Annotated in this window: 14 protein-coding genes; 9 read left to right on the forward strand and 5 right to left on the reverse strand. The window is 65.4% G+C overall.

Annotation, left to right across the window (positions count from 1 at the left end; genetic code table 11):
• Positions 1 to 106 precede the first annotated feature (106 nt).
• From trxB to DIE17_RS25015, 3 genes are all read left to right on the forward strand, one after another.
• Positions 107 to 1,069 (forward strand): thioredoxin-disulfide reductase, encoded by a 963-nt coding sequence (trxB, locus tag DIE17_RS25005; protein ID WP_124921384.1) that lies wholly within the window; start codon positions 107 to 109, stop codon positions 1,067 to 1,069.
• Between the two features lie 136 nt (positions 1,070 to 1,205).
• The gene (locus DIE17_RS25010; RefSeq protein ID WP_124521646.1) at positions 1,206 to 1,985 is read left to right on the forward strand and encodes a Smr/MutS family protein; all 780 of its coding nucleotides are present in this window, start codon (positions 1,206 to 1,208) and stop codon (positions 1,983 to 1,985) included.
• A complete protein-coding gene (locus tag DIE17_RS25015) occupies positions 1,972 to 2,595 on the forward strand; it encodes a trimeric intracellular cation channel family protein (RefSeq protein WP_044846208.1) in 624 nt (207 codons plus the stop codon). Before DIE17_RS25010 ends, DIE17_RS25015 begins: the two co-directional genes overlap by 14 nt.
• Before the next feature lie 88 nt (positions 2,596 to 2,683).
• Here DIE17_RS25015 and DIE17_RS25020 read toward each other — a convergent pair whose 3' ends face one another.
• The 4 genes from DIE17_RS25020 to DIE17_RS25035 form a co-directional block, all read right to left on the reverse strand.
• On the reverse strand, positions 2,684 to 3,802 hold the full coding sequence (locus DIE17_RS25020; RefSeq protein WP_124521644.1) for an ABC transporter ATP-binding protein: 1,119 nt from the start codon (positions 3,800 to 3,802) through the stop codon (positions 2,684 to 2,686).
• A gap of 110 nt (positions 3,803 to 3,912) precedes the next feature.
• Positions 3,913 to 4,770, reverse strand: a complete 858-nt coding sequence (locus DIE17_RS25025; RefSeq protein ID WP_044846210.1) for a carbohydrate ABC transporter permease — start codon at positions 4,768 to 4,770, stop codon at positions 3,913 to 3,915.
• A complete protein-coding gene (locus tag DIE17_RS25030) occupies positions 4,760 to 5,698 on the reverse strand; it encodes a carbohydrate ABC transporter permease (RefSeq protein ID WP_124487779.1) in 939 nt (312 codons plus the stop codon). The genes DIE17_RS25025 and DIE17_RS25030 overlap by 11 nt, the downstream gene beginning before the upstream one ends.
• A 138-nt stretch (positions 5,699 to 5,836) precedes the next feature.
• On the reverse strand, positions 5,837 to 7,084 hold the full coding sequence (locus DIE17_RS25035; protein ID WP_124521642.1) for an ABC transporter substrate-binding protein: 1,248 nt from the start codon (positions 7,082 to 7,084) through the stop codon (positions 5,837 to 5,839).
• 431 nt (positions 7,085 to 7,515) lie between these two features.
• Here DIE17_RS25035 and zwf point away from each other — a divergent pair, with 431 nt between their 5' ends.
• The 6 genes from zwf to DIE17_RS25065 all read left to right on the forward strand — a co-directional run bounded on the left by zwf (position 7,516) and on the right by DIE17_RS25065 (position 13,555).
• On the forward strand, positions 7,516 to 8,985 hold the full coding sequence (zwf, locus tag DIE17_RS25040) for a glucose-6-phosphate dehydrogenase (RefSeq protein WP_124487777.1): 1,470 nt from the start codon (positions 7,516 to 7,518) through the stop codon (positions 8,983 to 8,985).
• Between the two features lie 86 nt (positions 8,986 to 9,071).
• Positions 9,072 to 9,752, forward strand: a complete 681-nt coding sequence (gene pgl / locus DIE17_RS25045; protein ID WP_124521640.1) for a 6-phosphogluconolactonase — start codon at positions 9,072 to 9,074, stop codon at positions 9,750 to 9,752.
• Positions 9,730 to 11,658, forward strand: a complete 1,929-nt coding sequence (locus tag DIE17_RS25050; protein ID WP_124487775.1) for a bifunctional transcriptional regulator/glucokinase — start codon at positions 9,730 to 9,732, stop codon at positions 11,656 to 11,658. Before pgl ends, DIE17_RS25050 begins: the two co-directional genes overlap by 23 nt.
• A 574-nt stretch (positions 11,659 to 12,232) precedes the next feature.
• Positions 12,233 to 12,664, forward strand: a complete 432-nt coding sequence (locus tag DIE17_RS25055; RefSeq protein WP_124487774.1) for an STM2901 family protein — start codon at positions 12,233 to 12,235, stop codon at positions 12,662 to 12,664.
• Entirely contained in the window at positions 12,664 to 13,020 is a 357-nt protein-coding gene (locus DIE17_RS25060; protein WP_124521639.1) for a DUF1493 family protein, read from the forward strand. The genes DIE17_RS25055 and DIE17_RS25060 overlap by 1 nt, the downstream gene beginning before the upstream one ends.
• 73 nt (positions 13,021 to 13,093) lie before the next feature.
• Positions 13,094 to 13,555: a type VI secretion system amidase immunity protein Tai4 gene (locus tag DIE17_RS25065; RefSeq protein WP_124487772.1), complete on the forward strand. Its 462-nt coding sequence runs from the start codon at positions 13,094 to 13,096 to the stop codon at positions 13,553 to 13,555.
• 20 nt (positions 13,556 to 13,575) lie between these two features.
• Here DIE17_RS25065 and DIE17_RS25070 read toward each other — a convergent pair whose 3' ends face one another.
• Positions 13,576 to 14,793: a Bcr/CflA family multidrug efflux MFS transporter gene (locus DIE17_RS25070; protein WP_124487771.1), complete on the reverse strand. Its 1,218-nt coding sequence runs from the start codon at positions 14,791 to 14,793 to the stop codon at positions 13,576 to 13,578.
• Between the last annotated feature and the right edge of the window lie 13 nt (positions 14,794 to 14,806).

Below are 14,806 nucleotides of genomic sequence, written 5' to 3' on the forward strand. Positions count from 1 at the left end.
CTTTATAATGCGCGTCTGATACCCATCTACGACGGCATCCCGGTCAACCCAGACCGTCCGGCGAGCCTTACCCCGCCCGCCGCGGCCGCCCTTTACGGATTCGCACATGTCCACGCCCAAACACGCCAAAGTCCTGATTCTCGGTTCCGGCCCCGCCGGCTACACGGCTGCCGTCTACGCGGCTCGCGCCAACCTGTCCCCGGTGCTGATCACCGGCATCGCGCAGGGCGGCCAGCTGATGACCACGACCGACGTCGAAAACTGGCCGGCGGACGCGAAGGGTGTGCAAGGCCCGGAACTGATGGCGCGCTTCCTCGAGCACGCCGAGCGTTTCAACACCGAAATCGTCTTCGACCACATCCACACCGCGAAACTGCACGAAAAGCCGATCCGGCTGATCGGCGATTCGGGTGAATACACGTGCGACTCGCTGATCATCGCGACCGGCGCATCCGCACAGTATCTCGGCCTGCCGTCCGAAGAATTGTTCATGGGCAAGGGCGTGTCGGCCTGCGCGACCTGCGACGGCTTCTTCTACCGCAACCAGGAAGTCGCGGTGATCGGCGGCGGCAACACGGCGGTCGAGGAAGCGCTCTACCTGACGGGCATCGCGAAGAAGGTCACGGTGATCCACCGCCGCGACAAGTTCCGCGCCGAGCCGATCCTGATCGACCGCCTGCTGGAGAAGGAAAAGGAAGGCGTCGTCGACATCAAGTGGGATCACGTGCTCGACGAAGTGACGGGCGAGGATTCGGGCGTCACGGGCCTGCGCATCAAGAACGTGAAGACCGGCGAGAAGCAGGACCTCACCGTGCAGGGCGTGTTCGTCGCGATCGGCCACAAGCCGAATACCGACCTGTTCCAGGGCCAGCTCGAGATGAAGGACGGTTACATCCTGACGAAGAGCGGCCTGCAGGGCAACGCGACGTCGACCAGCGTGCCGGGCGTGTTCGCCGCCGGCGACGTACAGGACAACGTGTACCGCCAGGCGATCACGAGCGCCGGCACGGGCTGCATGGCCGCGCTCGACGTGCAGCGCTACCTCGAAAGCCTGCACGACAAGAAGTAAGCGTCGAGCCTTCGCGCGCCGGGCGCTACAATGGCGTCCGCTGCCGCGAAGCGGGCTTGACCGGAAAGCCGCTGCCGTCGCGCAGCGGCTTTTTTTGTGCCCGCGCGCCCGAACGCGCCTGCCCGGTTACCGAATCATGGCGAAGAACCAGCCCCATCCGAGCGATCCCGCGAAGCGGAAGATCGCCGCCCGTCCCGCAAACCCGGCGCCCGCGGCGCCGCCGCCCGCGCCCGACGCCGCCGCATTGCGCGGCCAGGGCCTGGCCGGCCTCGGCGCGTTGCGCAAGTCGCTGCAAGGCGAAGCCGATCGCCGCGACCGCGAGCGCATCGAAACCGCGAAGGCCGAACGCAAGGCGGAAGCCGACGCGAACCTGTTCCGCAACGAAATCGGCGCGATCCAGCCGCTGAACGCGCCGCCGCGCGCGAAATCCGGCCGTACGCTGCCCGACCCGGTGCCGAAGCAGACGCAGCGCGACGAGGAAGCCGTGCTGAACGCGACGCTGTCCGACGAATTCGATCCCGAGACGCTGCTCGACAGCGACGAATCGCTGTACTACCACCGCCCCGGCATCAGTCGCGACGTCGTGCGCAAGCTGAGGAGCGGCGCGTGGATCGTGCAGGCGCAGATCGACCTGCACGGGATGCGGCGCGACGAGGCGCGCGATGCGCTCGCCGAATTCATCCGCGAAGCCGGCAAGAAGGGGCTGCGCTGCCTGCGCGTGATCCATGGCAAGGGGCTCGGCTCGATCGGCAAGGAACCCGTGCTGAAAGGCAAGGTGCGCGCGTGGCTCGTGCAGAAGGAAGAAGTGATCGCGTTCTGCGAGGCGCGCAGCCACGACGGCGGCGCGGGCGCGGTGCTCGTGCTGCTGCAGCCGCTCGCGGCGCCCGCCGATCGGGGGCCGCGTGCCGCATCCTAGGCTGACGCTCGCGATCGCGGTACTGGAGGCGATCGCGACGCTGGCGTTCGCGATCTCGGGCTTCATCGAGGCGCGCAAGAACCGTCTCGACTCGGTCGGCACGTTCGTCGTCGCGCTCGCCACCGCATTCGGCGGCGGCACGCTGCGCGACATCCTGCTCGAACGCCGGCCGTTCTACTGGGTCGTGCACGACGACTACGTGATCGCGATCTTCGTGCTCGCGCTGTTCGCGCCGTTCGTGTTGCGGATGCTGTCGCGGCTGTCGGCCGAGCGACTGCTGCTGGTGGCCGACGCGATCGGGCTCGGCATCTTCAGCATCTCGGGCACCGCGATCGCGCTCGATGCCGAGATGCCGCGCTTCATCGCGGTGATGATGGGCGTGATCACGGGCGTGGTCGGCGGGATCATCCGCGACGTGCTGTGCAACGACATCCCGCTGATCCTGCGCGATTCGCGGCCGTACGCGACCTGCGCGTTCGTCGGCTGCTGGTTCTACCTGCTGCTCGCGTGGCTGCAGTTCGACTCGGTGTACAGCGTGCTGCTCGCGACCGGCTTCATCCTCGTCGCGCGGCTCGCGACCTTCAAGTTCGACGTGCGGTTGCCGCACTGATCGCCGCCGCAACACCGGACGCACCGCCAGAAACAAAAGGGGCCGCTCCTTCGAGACGGCCCCTTCTTCATTCAGCGCAACCGCGGCCTCACGCGATCCGCTCTTCCGATGCCGGATCGAACAGCACCGCCTTCGACACGTCGAACAGCAGCGACTGCGTCTGCCCCGGCTGCGGGTTCGCGGCCGGGTGCACGCGGCTCACGATCCGCTTGCCGTTGACCTGCGCGAACACGTGCGTGTCCGGCCCGGTCGGCTCGGTCACGTCGACGCGCACGTCGATCGGCTGCAGCTTCGACGCCTCGCCGTGGTGCGCATTGCGCGCGTCGGTGATGCGCTCCGGACGCAGGCCGAGGATCACCTCGCGGCCCACGTGGCCGTTCATCCGCTTCGCGTCGAACGGCAGGTTCAGCGCGCTGCGCGCGAGGCCCGTATCGATCTCGAGCGCGACCCCGCTGCCCTGCTCGACCAGGCGGCCGTTGATGAAGTTCATCGGCGGCGCGCCGATGAAGCCCGCGACGAACAGGTTCGACGGCGAATCGTAGATTTCCTGCGGCGCGCCGAACTGCTGGACCACGCCGTCCTTCATCACCGCGATCCGGTCGCCGAGCGTCATCGCCTCGATCTGGTCGTGCGTCACGTAGACGATCGTCGTGCCGAGGCGCTGGTGCAGCAGCTTGATTTCCGCGCGCATCTCGATGCGCAGCTTCGCGTCGAGGTTCGACAGCGGCTCGTCGAACAGGAACAGCGACGGATCGCGCGCCAGTGCGCGGCCCATCGCGACGCGCTGGCGCTGGCCGCCCGACAGCTGGCCCGGCTTGCGGTCGAGCAGATGCTGGATCTGCAGCATCGCCGACACGCGCTCGACGATCTGCTGCTGCTCGCTCTTCGGCACCTTGCGGATGTTCAGGCCGAACGAGATGTTCTCGCGCACCGTCATCGACGGGTACAGCGCGTACGACTGGAACACCATCGCGATGTCGCGATCCTTCGGCGACAGGTCGTTGACGACCTTGCCGTCGATGCAGATCTCGCCGCTCGTCACGGTCTCGAGACCGGCGATCATGTTGAGCAGCGTCGACTTCCCGCAGCCCGAGCCGCCGACCAGGATCAGGAACTGTCCGTCCTCGATCTCGATGTCGACACCCTTCAGGACCGGCACCCCGTTCGGGTAGGTCTTGTACACGTCACGGATGGAAAGGCTTGCCATGCTGTGAATCCTCTGTCTCGTCTCGCGCGGCGCCACGGCGCCGCGTCGGGTTCGTTTCGATGCGCCGCGCGTCGTGCGCGGCCGGTTCCTCGTATCGGATGAAGCCGCGCTTACCCCTTCACCGCGCCCGCCGTCAGCCCGCGCACGAAGTAGCGGCCGGCGACCACGTAGACGAGCAGCGTCGGCAGCGCGGCGATGATCGCGCCGGCCATGTCGACGTTGTATTCCTTCACGCCCGTCGACGTGTTGACGAGGTTGTTCAGCGCAACCGTGATCGGCATCGAGTCGACGCCGGAGAACACGATCCCGAACAGGAAGTCGTTCCAGATCTGCGTGAATTGCCAGATCAGGCACACCATGAAGATCGGCAGCGACACCGGCAGCAGGATCTTCGTGAAGATCGTGAAGAAACCCGCGCCGTCGATGCGCGCGGCCTTCACGAGCTCGGCCGGCACGCTCACGTAGAAGTTGCGGAAGAACATCGTCGTGAACGCGATGCCGTACACGACGTGCACGAACACCAGGCCCGGAATCGTGTTGGCGAGGCCGAGCATCCCCTGCAGGCGCGCCATCGGCAGCAGGATCACCTGGAACGGGATGAAGCAGCCGACCAGCATCATCGTGAACAGCGCATCCGCGCCGCGAAAGCGCCAGTGCGTGAGCACGTAGCCGTTGAACGCGCCGATCAGCGACGAGATCAGCACGGCCGGAATCACCATCTGCAGCGAGTTCAGGAAGAACGGCTTCATGCCGTCGCAGCGCACGCCGGTACACGCGCCGCTCCACGCCTTCACCCACGGATCGAAGGTCCAGTGCGTCGGCGGCGTCAACAGGTTGCCGGTACGCAGCTGGTCGAGGTCCTTGAAGGACGTCGACAGCATCACGTAGATCGGGAACAGGAAATACAGCGCGAACAGGATCAGCGCCGCATAGATCACTGCCCGGCTGATCGTCACTTTAGGCTGCATTGCGGGTGCTCCTCGATTCCATATACATCAGCGGCACCAGCACCGCGACCACGGTCGCGAGCATCATCACCGACGACGCCGCGCCGAGCCCGAGCTGGCCGCGGTTGAACGAAAACGTGTACATGAACATGGCCGGCAGCGACGACGACGTGCCGGGGCCGCCCGCCGTCAGCGCGACGACCAGGTCGAAGGTCTTGATCGTGATGTGGCAGAGGATCAGCAGCACCGAGAAGAACACCGGGCGCATGCTCGGGATCACGATCTTGCGGTAGATGGTCGGCAGCGTCGCGCCGTCGACCTGCGCGGCCTTGAAGATCTCCGCATCGACGCCGCGCAGCCCGGCGAGGAACAGCGCCATCACGAAGCCGGTCGACTGCCACACGGCGGCGATCACGATACAGAAGATCGCCTTGTCCGGATCGTCGAGCCAGCCGAACGAGAAGCTCGTCCAGCCCCAGTCGTGCATCACCTTCTCCAGGCCGAGGCCCGGGTTCAGGATCCACTGCCATGCGGTGCCCGTGACGATGAACGACAGCGCCATCGGATACAGGAAGATCGCGCGCAGCGCGCCTTCGTTGCGGATCCGCTGGTCGAGCAGGATCGCGAGGAACAGCCCGAGCGCGACGCAGATCGCGATGAACGGAATCCCGAACCAGCCGAGGTTCGCGGCGGATGTCCACCACACGTCGTTCTGGAACAGATCCGAATAACGGCCGAAGCCGTCGAATTCGTAGTTCGGCAACAGCCGCGAATTGGTCAGCGACAGATAGCCGGTAATCAGGATGAAGCCGTAGATGAACACCACGGCGATCGCGAGGCTCGGCGCGAGCACGAGCTTCGGAATCCAGCGATCGGCGAAGGCCGACATCGGCGACGTGCGCCGTGCGGCGGCAGCGCCGGATCCGTTTCCGCTAAGAGGGGCAGCCACTTGATTCGACTCCTGGAACGAGGGTGACGCAGGCCGGGCCGGCGCCGGGTACGACACGGGCCCGCGAGCGAGCCCGTTTGCTGCACATGCAGGAACGCCCGGCCGATCCTGCGCTTCCGGCCGGGCGCCTGTCGCGCTTTACTTCACCTTCGCGGCCTTCGCGAGCGCGGCGACCGCGCTCTTCGAATCCTGCTGCGAGTTCATGAACTTCGTCACGACGTCGGTGATCGCGCCGGCCGTTGCATCGCCCTGCGCCATCCCGTGCGCGAGCGACGGCACGAAGCCGCCCGACTTGATCGCGGTCTGCTCGTCGGCATACGACTTCTTCGCGCAGTCGTCGAACTTGTCCATCTTCACGCCGAGGCGCACCGGCACCGAGCCCTTCAGCAGGCTGAACTGCTCCTGGAAGTCCGGCGTCATGATCGTCTTCGCGAGTGCGACCTGGCCCGGCGTCGCGTCCTTCTGCCCCTTCTGCTGGAAGAACACGAACGAGTCGACGTTGAACGTGTACGAATTCGCCGTACCCGGCACCGCCGCGCAGATGTAGTCCTTGCCCGCCTTCTTGCCGGCGTTCTCGAACTCGCCCTTCGCCCAGTCGCCCATGAACTGCATGCCGGCCTTGCCGTTGATCACCATCGCGGTCGCGAGGTTCCAGTCGCGGCCGTTGCGGCCCGTGTCGAAGTAGCCCTGGATCTTGCGCACCGTGTCGAACACCGACAGCATCTGCGGCGACGTCAGCGTGGCCTGGTCGAGATCGACGAGCGCCTTCTTGTAGAACGCCGGACCCTGCGACAGCACGACGTCTTCCCACAGCGTCAGGTCCTGCCACGGCTGGCCGCCCATCGCGACCGGCTGGATGCCGGCAGCCTTCAGCTTGTCGGCCACCGCGAAGAATTCGGGCCAGGTGGTCGGCACCTTCGCGCCGACCTTGTCGAGCGCGGCCTTGTTGATATAGAGCCAGTTCACGCGGTGCACCGAGAACGGCGCGGCGACGGTGTGGCCCTTGTACTTGATGATCTTGTCGATTTCCGGCGGCAGGTTCTGCTTCCAGTCGCCGGCGGCGGAATCGATGTTGACGAGCACGCCCTGGTCGGCCCAGTCCTGGATCAGCGGGCCCTTGATCTGCGCGGCCGACGGTGCGTCGCCGCTGATCACCTTGGTCTTCAGCGCGGTCATCGCCGCGGCGCCGGCGCCGCCCGCGACCGCGAAGTCCTTCCACACGTAGCCCTGCTTCTGCACGTCGTCCTTCAGCACGCCGACGGCCTTCGACTCGCCGCCCGAGGTCCACCAGTGCAGCACGGTTACGTTCTCGGCCGCCTGCGCCGCCACGGCGCCAGCCATCAGACCCGCGGCGCAGAGCGCGCCCATGATCGAGCGAACTTTCATTACTTATCTCCTCCAGACTGAATCAACTCGTGAGGTTCCCTGACGGGGAACCGGCTTCTTGATAAACGACGGGGAAATCGAGCCGCGGGACGCATTGCAGCGTACGGGGCCGATGACCGGCCGGGCTCTTACAGAAAGCGTGAATCGAGATTCAACGGCGTGTCTCCTCTTTGTGTTTCTGGCCCGCCGCGATGCCGCGGCGCGAGCCCGGGGGCGACGATGCGCGGACGATGCGCACCGTCAATGTCCGATAACATTCGGCACAAGGCGCTCCCGAAGGCGAAGCTCGCGCAGTTCATCGACCGCGCTTCTTTTTTTCTTCGCCCAGGTGCTACCCCTTGCGGCGGATTGTAGTTAAACTACAATTCAGTGTCAAAAATATTTTTATCGCACTACGGATCGCTTCCCAGCACCCCAATCGGCGGAGACACATGCATACCGATTCCAGCTTTACCTTCGTACTTTTCGGCGGCACCGGCGACCTGTCGATGCGCAAGATCCTGCCCGCGCTGTTCGAAGCGCACCGCGGCAACATGCTTGCGGAAAGCGGCCGGATCGTTGCCGTCGCGCGGCACGAATCGGATCGGGCCGGCTATCTCGAGTGGGTCGACACGCATGTGAAGCCGCATGCGGCGAAGGCGGCCGGCAAGGCATTCGACGAAAGCGTGTGGAAATCCTTCCTCGAGCGCATCGAATACGTGAAGCTCGACCTCGGCCGTGCGGAGGACTACGTCGTGCTGCGCGACGCGGTCGCGCAGCTGTCCGGCATCCGCGTGTTCTATCTCGCCACAGGGCCGTCGCTGTTCGTGCCGATCTGCAAGGCGCTCGCGTCGGTCGGCCTGAACGAGGGCGCGCGCATCGTGCTCGAGAAGCCGCTCGGCTACGACCTGAAATCGTCGAACGCGATCAACGACGCGGTCGGCGAGATCTTCGCGGAAGACCAGATCTACCGGATCGACCACTATCTCGGGAAGGAGCCGGTACAGAACCTGCTCGCGCTGCGCTTCGGCAATGCGCTGTTCGAGCCGCTGTGGCGCCGCGAATGGGTCGAGAGCATCCAGATCACGATCGCCGAGGAGCTCGGCGTCGAGGCGCGCGGCGATTTCTACGACAATACGGGCGCACTGCGCGACATGGTGCAGAACCACCTGCTGCAGCTGCTGTCGATCGTCGCGATGGAGCCGCCGCACTCGATGGATTCCGACGCGGTGCGCGACGAAAAGCTGCGCGTGCTGCGTGCGCTGAAGCCCATCGATCCGCGCGACATCGGCAAGGTCGCGGTGCGCGGCCAGTATCATGCGGGCGTGATCAAGGGCGCACAGGTGCCGGCCTATGCCACCGAGCCCGGCGTGAAACCCGACAGCCCGACCGAAACCTTCGTCGCGCTGAAGGTCGAGATCGAGAACTGGCGCTGGGCCGGCGTGCCGTTCTTCCTGCGCACCGGCAAGCGTCTGGCCGACCGCGTCGCGGAGATCGTCGTGAACTTCCGGCCGGTGCCGCACTCGGCGCTGGGCCCGACCGCGCTGCGCCCCGGTTCGAACCGCCTCGTGATCCGGCTGCAGCCGAACGAGACGATTCGCCTGTACTGCCTCGCGAAGCAGCCCGGCGAAGGGATGAACCTCGCGAGCGTGCACCTCGACCTCGCGTTCGACCAGTTCTTCAAGGAAGGGCAGATGGAGGCGTACCAGCGCCTGCTGCTCGACGTGATCAACGGCCGCCTCGCGCTGTTCGTGCGTCGCGACGAGCAGGAAGCCGCGTGGCGCTGGGTCGAGCCGATCCTGAACGAATGGGCACGCTCGCTGAAACCGCCGAAGCCGTACGCGGCAGGCACGTGGGGGCCGGCCGCGGCGAGCGCGATGCTCGCGCAGCACGGCACCTGCTGGCTCGAAGAAGAAAACTGATGCAAACCGTTGCCGTGCGCGCCAGCGCGCGGCAACGTGCCCCACGATTCGCACGAATTGAACAGACAAAGCAGTCCGGAGGAGATGTGATCGAGATCCACGCTTTCGACACCCAGGAAGCGCAAAGCGAAGCGCTCGCGCGCGCCGTCGGCGATGCGCTGCGCGCCGCGCTCGCCGGCCCCGCGCGCCCGACGCTCGCGGTGTCCGGCGGCACGAGCCCGCGCCCGTTCCTGCACACGCTGTCGCACGCAGCGCTCGACTGGGCCGGCGTCGACGTCACGCTGGTCGACGACCGCTGGGTGCCGGAGAACGACGCGGCCAGCAACGCGCAGCTCGTGCGCGACACGCTGCTGCAGCACGCGGCGGCCCCTGCCCGCTTCCTGCCGCTCGTCGACACGCGCGCATCGCTCGATGCGCACGTCGCCGCGCTCAACGCCAACGCCGACTACCGCGTGCCGAACGTCGCGGTGCTCGGCATGGGCGAGGACGGCCACACGGCATCGATCTTCGCGGACGCGCCCGAATGGGACTACGCGATCACGACGCCCGAGCGCTTCGTCGCCGTGCATCCCGGCGCCGCGCCGCATGCGCGCGTGAGCTTTTCGCTCGATGCGCTGAAGCGCGTCGAGCGGCTGTTCCTGTTGATCGCGGGCCCCGCCAAGCGCGACGTGCTCGACGCCGCGGCCGCGACGCTGCAGAAGAACGCGATTTCCCAACTGGCCAACGACAAGGGGACCCAGCTCGATGTCTACTGGTGCGCAAAGTAAGGCTGTCGTCGCGGGCCAGCATGCCGACGGCCCGCGCCTGCTCGCGGACGTCGGCGGCACCAACGCGCGATTCGCGCTGGAAACCGGCCCCGGCGAGATCACGCAGATCCGCGTCTATCCCGGCGCCGACTACCCGACGCTCACCGACGCGATCCGCAAGTATCTGAAGGACGTGAAGATCAGCCGCGTGAACCACGCGGCGATCGCGATCGCGAACCCGGTCGACGGCGACCAGGTGACGATGACCAATCACGACTGGAGCTTCTCGATCGAGGCGACGCGCCGCGCGCTCGGCTTCGACACGCTGCTCGTCGTCAACGACTTCACCGCGCTCGCGATGGCGCTGCCGGGCCTGACCGATGCGCAGCGCGTGCAGATCGGCGGCGGCGCGCGCCGCCAGAACAGCGTGATCGGGCTGCTCGGGCCCGGCACCGGGCTCGGCGTGTCCGGCCTGATTCCGGCGGACGACCGCTGGATCGCGCTCGGCAGCGAAGGCGGTCACGCGTCGTTCGCGCCGCAGGACGAGCGCGAGGATCTCGTGCTGCAGTACGCGCGCAAGAAGTTTCCGCACGTGTCGTTCGAGCGCGTGTGCGCGGGGCCCGGCATCGAGATCATCTATCGTGCGCTCGCCGCGCGCGACAAGAAGCGCGTCGCCGCGACCGTCGACACGGCCGAGATCGTCGAGCGTGCGCATGCGGGCGACGCACTCGCGCTCGAGACGGTCGAATGCTTCTGCGGGATCCTCGGCGCGTTCGCGGGCAGCGTCGCGCTGACGCTCGGCGCGCTCGGCGGCGTGTACATCGGCGGCGGCGTCGCGCTGAAGCTCGGCGAACTGTTCACGCGCTCGTCGTTCCGCGCACGCTTCGAGGCGAAGGGCCGCTTCACGCAGTATCTCCAGAACATCCCGACCTACCTGATCACCGCCGAATATCCGGCGTTCCTCGGGGTATCGGCGATCCTCGCGGAGCAGCTGTCGAACCGTTCGGGCGGCGCGTCGTCGGCCGTGTTCGAGCGGATCCGCCAGATGCGCGACGCGCTGACGCCGGCCGAGCGCCGCGTCGCCGATCTCGCGCTGAACCATCCGCGCTCGATCATCAACGACCCGATCGTCGACATCGCGCGCAAGGCGGACGTGAGCCAGCCGACGGTGATCCGCTTCTGCCGCTCGCTCGGCTGCCAGGGGCTGTCGGACTTCAAGCTGAAGCTCGCGACCGGCCTCACCGGCACGATTCCGATGAGCCACAGCCAGGTCCATCTCGGCGACACGGCCACCGACTTCGGCGCGAAGGTGCTCGACAACACGGTGTCCGCGATCCTGCAGCTGCGCGAACACCTGAACTTCGAGCACGTCGAGAACGCGATCGAGATCCTGAACGGTGCGCGCCGCATCGAGTTCTATGGGCTCGGCAACTCGAACATCGTCGCGCAGGACGCGCACTACAAGTTCTTCCGCTTCGGAATCCCGACGATCGCGTACGGCGACCTGTACATGCAGGCCGCATCGGCCGCGCTGCTCGGCAAGGGCGACGTGATCGTCGCGGTGTCGAAGTCGGGACGCGCGCCGGAGCTGCTGCGTGTGCTGGAGGTCGCGATGCAGGCCGGCGCGAAGGTGATCGCGATCACGTCGAGCAACACGCCGCTCGCGAAGCGCGCGACCGTCGCGCTCGAGACCGATCACATCGAGATGCGCGAATCTCAGCTGTCGATGATCTCGCGAATCCTGCATCTGCTGATGATCGACATCCTCGCGGTCGGCGTCGCGATCCGTCGCGCGTCGACCAACGGCGAGCTGCCGGAGGCCGTCGCGCAGGCGCGCGCACGGGCGAGCGACGACGAAACGGCCGACGTGCTCGACTGGCTGAGCCACGGCGCGTCACCGGCGGCGAAGGACGTCGCGCGGGATTGACGCTTCGGCGAAACGCCGTCGATACACGACACCCCGAATGCTGGATTCAAGCCCGGCGTTCGGGGTGTTTCACATGTGCGGCACCGCCCCGCACCACAGCGGCCCGGCAGGCATCGACGATGCCGTCTGCCGAGGGCTGCGCGTGACTCATACGTTCGTACACGCCCCTATTTTCGAACAAGTCCAATTGTCAGCAGTTGCCCAGGCTCGGTAACTTCCTTCGCTCCCCGTGATGCGGCCATCCCGGTTCGACGCGAGAAATGACGCGTTTCTCGCAGAACCCCGATTGGCATCGACAGCATCACGTTCATCCAGTTTGCGGAGAGGGATATGCCTAGACCACGCTTTTCAGCCGCATGGGCAGCAGCAATGCGCATTTATGCGCCGATAAATTCCACGGAGAAAGTTGCGCGAACGATTGGGGGCAACGTGGCCACCAATATCCAGCGATCGGGCAAAGCAGAAGTGATCAAATCCCCCGCCTTCGCTGGGAGGCAGCACCCGAGACGATAGGCAGGGGATCGTTCTCTTCGAGGTTTCAGCCTCGTCGATAGCCTGAGAGAGGAATACTATAATGAACAATACCTATGCCTTTGGTACACATCGAGATCTCACGCCGATGGAGCTGTTTTTCCTTGTCTTTGTCGATGAGACATGCAAGGAGCTTGGTGTTGACGATGTAGCAGCGGTGGTTGCCATTGTGGCCGGTCAAAATTGGATGCCAACACGAGCAAAGCCTTTTGGTACCACGCCGGGTACTTCTGTTGCGTCGATATTGAGTCGCAAGTATCTGGACTACGATTTGAAGAAGAAGATCCTCCCAACGCTGACCAACGCCAGCGTTAAGCGCTTGAGGTTCATTCTGGTGAGAAACATCGGGGTTTTCGTTGGGCGCGCGGTTCCTGTCGTTGGCTGGGTCATTGCTGCCAACGATGTCACGATGATCAGCATTCGTTCCGTGTCGCGCTATAACGCGCTTGTTAAGCCTGAGGACAAGGTGTTCTGATGAGCCAATTTACATGGAACGAGTTTCAGGATTTTGTGAGAAGGGAGGCCGGTGTTAGTCCCCAAAAAATTCTCACAAAAGGTCATGCCATCGAGGGTGATTTGGATATCACTGGCGACGATGCGATCGAGTTTATGGAGAGCTTCTTCGATAAGTTTCCGGTGCAAGTTGGAGATTTTGAGTTCAATCGCTACTTCTCAGGAGAGGGCTTCAGCTTGATTGAAGTGGCGCGGATGGCTTTCTCCAGAAAACGCCGAGAAAAATATGACAAAGTGCCACTGACTCTAGGCATGCTCTATCAGGCTATTTTGGATGGAGAGTGGAACAATCAGCGCTTGGAAAGTCTGCCGCGCTGATCGTACCTCGCCAAATAGACCGGTTTATTTTTTAGGCGATGTGTTGGATCTGTGCACGCGTCTGGAGCCTGCCATGAGACAAAATCCGCTGTTCCAGCGTGTGATATTTTTGGCACTGACGTTGGCGGCACAATCGGGCCATGCAACAGATACGACATCGTCGCCACAAGCCAGCGCCCGAACCTACGCCCAGAATTACAAGGACATGGTGCTCGCCGAGTGTGTCGCGACCGCGTATCGGAATGAACCGTCCGCTGCGATGGACGCGGGATGCAGCGCGAGTGCGCTGATGGACTGGACGTACTTCGATCTTGAACGGAATCCCGACGCGGGCAAATCGCTAGTCAATCGTTTTCTTGCACGCGACTATCGCAATCCGATCGTCGAGTCCGAAATCAAAGGCGTCGGGTTCGATTTTTTGAAATGCCTGGACCTGTACCACAGCAAGGAACTCGACGCTCAGGTCAAACGGTTCGTCATCAACCCGAAGCGCAGCTATCGACTCGATAATCGCTCGTCAGACCGCTCCAGGTGAGGCCGATCCTCCCGCACCGCTCAAGCCCCCGCTTTCACCGGCCGGCCATGCCAGCGCAGCACGAGGTAACGCCCGACGAAACACAGCACGCCGCAGACGCCGATCGTCACACCCATCGCGAACGGCGTGCCGTCCGCCAGTGCGCCGATCGCGATGCTCGCGAGCGCGCCGAGCGCGAGCTGCATCGCGCCGAACACGGCCGCCGACGCACCCGCGTTGTGCGGATAGCGGTGCATCAGGTCGGTCGTGCAGTTCGCGGACAGGATCCCGACCACGCCGACGACGAAGAACAGGCACACGACGATCGACCACAGCCCGCCCAGTCCCGTCAGCGCGACGAATGCGACCGCGAGCGACGCGACGCAGCTCACGAGCGACGCGGTCGCGATGAGGCGCAGCGAGCCGACGCGGCCGACGAGCCGCGTGTTCGCGAAGTTGCCGATCATGATCCCGACGACGTTCAGGCCGAACAGCAGCCCGTAATGCTGCGGCGACACGTGGAAATACTCGATGTACACGAACGGCGTCGCGGTGATGTAGGAGAACATCGACGCGAACGCCATCCCGCCGCACAGCATGTGCCCCCACGCGACCGGATCGGACAGGATGCGCCCGTACGACGCGAACGACGCGAGCACGGCCGTGCTCTTGCGCCGCTCCTTCGGCCAGGTTTCGGGCACGCGCAGGTACGCGGTCGCCGCGCACAGCGCGCCGAACGCGGCCAGCACGACGAACACGCCGCGCCAGCCGGCGAAGCGCAGGATCTGGCCGCCGATCAGCGGCGCGAGCAGCGGCCCGACCGCGGTGACGATCGCGACCATCGACAGCACCTTCGCCGCATCGGTCGGCTCGTGCGCGTCGCGCGCGATCGCACGGGCGAGCACCGACGCGGCGCCCGCGCCGAGCGCCTGCAGGAAGCGCACGAGGATCAGCATGTCGATCGAGCCCGACACGAAGCAGCCGACACTCGCGAGCGTGAACAGCGCGATGCCGCCGAGCAGCACGGGCCGGCGGCCCCACGTATCGGACAGCGGACCGTACAGCAGCATGCCGATCGAGAAGCCGGCCATGAAGCTCGTCAGCGTGCGCTGCGCGGCGCCGGGGCTCACGGAGAAGCCGTCGGCGATCGACGGCAGGCTCGGCAGGTACATGTCGGTGGCGATCGGCCCGCAGGCGGCGAGAGCACCGAGCAACAGGATCAGCCGGGCATCGGGCCGGCGCCGGACGACGTGGGACATGGGTATCCGCAAT

Source organism: Burkholderia sp. Bp9099 (genome assembly GCF_003857805.1).
In the GTDB taxonomy this organism is placed as follows: Bacteria; Pseudomonadota; Gammaproteobacteria; order Burkholderiales; family Burkholderiaceae; genus Burkholderia.

Coding starts and splice junctions, on each gene's coding strand:
- DIE17_RS25025 (WP_044846210.1), bottom strand. CDS start 4,770: ATGCAGCCTAAAGTGACGATCAGCCGGGCAGTGATCTATGCGGCGCTG.
- DIE17_RS25010 (WP_124521646.1), top strand. CDS start 1,206: ATGGCGAAGAACCAGCCCCATCCGAGCGATCCCGCGAAGCGGAAGATC.
- DIE17_RS25035 (WP_124521642.1), bottom strand. CDS start 7,084: ATGAAAGTTCGCTCGATCATGGGCGCGCTCTGCGCCGCGGGTCTGATG.
- DIE17_RS25050 (WP_124487775.1), top strand. CDS start 9,730: ATGTCTACTGGTGCGCAAAGTAAGGCTGTCGTCGCGGGCCAGCATGCC.
- zwf (WP_124487777.1), top strand. CDS start 7,516: ATGCATACCGATTCCAGCTTTACCTTCGTACTTTTCGGCGGCACCGGC.
- DIE17_RS25070 (WP_124487771.1), bottom strand. CDS start 14,793: ATGTCCCACGTCGTCCGGCGCCGGCCCGATGCCCGGCTGATCCTGTTG.
- DIE17_RS25055 (WP_124487774.1), top strand. CDS start 12,233: ATGAACAATACCTATGCCTTTGGTACACATCGAGATCTCACGCCGATG.
- DIE17_RS25060 (WP_124521639.1), top strand. CDS start 12,664: ATGAGCCAATTTACATGGAACGAGTTTCAGGATTTTGTGAGAAGGGAG.
- DIE17_RS25020 (WP_124521644.1), bottom strand. CDS start 3,802: ATGGCAAGCCTTTCCATCCGTGACGTGTACAAGACCTACCCGAACGGG.
- trxB (WP_124921384.1), top strand. CDS start 107: ATGTCCACGCCCAAACACGCCAAAGTCCTGATTCTCGGTTCCGGCCCC.
- DIE17_RS25065 (WP_124487772.1), top strand. CDS start 13,094: ATGAGACAAAATCCGCTGTTCCAGCGTGTGATATTTTTGGCACTGACG.